This window comes from Treponema endosymbiont of Eucomonympha sp. (assembly GCF_001028545.1).
Genome location: NZ_BBPW01000659.1, coordinates 1 through 440, shown reverse-complemented (window position 1 = coordinate 440; position 440 = coordinate 1). Strand labels below are relative to the sequence as shown.

General features: G+C 71.1%; 1 pseudogene. It reads left to right on the top strand.

Features of this window, described 5'->3' with window-relative positions:
* Positions 1-32: 32 nt before the first annotated feature.
* Positions 33-440, top strand: a pseudogene (locus tag AWU74_RS08525) (pyruvate:ferredoxin (flavodoxin) oxidoreductase); the annotation flags it as partial.

The window sequence follows — 440 nt, the reverse complement described above, 5'->3', positions numbered from 1 at the left end:
GGGGGGTGGGTTCCGAGGGGTCGTAGGTGGTGTTCGCCGGCGCGAGCGCGGGGTGCGGCGGGAGGCCGTACCTAAGGCTCAGGGGGCAGATCTTGGGCGTCCGCGCGTTCGTGGCAAACGCGACCGGCTGCTCGTCGATTTACGGCGGCAACCGGCCGACGACGCCTTACGCGAAAGACGCGAGCGGGCGCGGTCCGGCGTGGTCGAACTCGCTGTTTGAGGACGCGGCGGAATTCGGCTACGGCATGCGCATGACGAGCGACAAGCTGGCGCAGTACGCGCGCGAAGTCGCGGCGGCGGCGAAAGGCGCGGGAATCGCGGCGGGCCGTATCCGGGAGACTCTGTTGAACGACCCAGCTGACGACGAAAAAAACGCGGCGCAGCGCCGGCTCGTCGCGGACGGCACAGCGGCGCCCGCCAACGCGGGCGAGCGCGTGGCG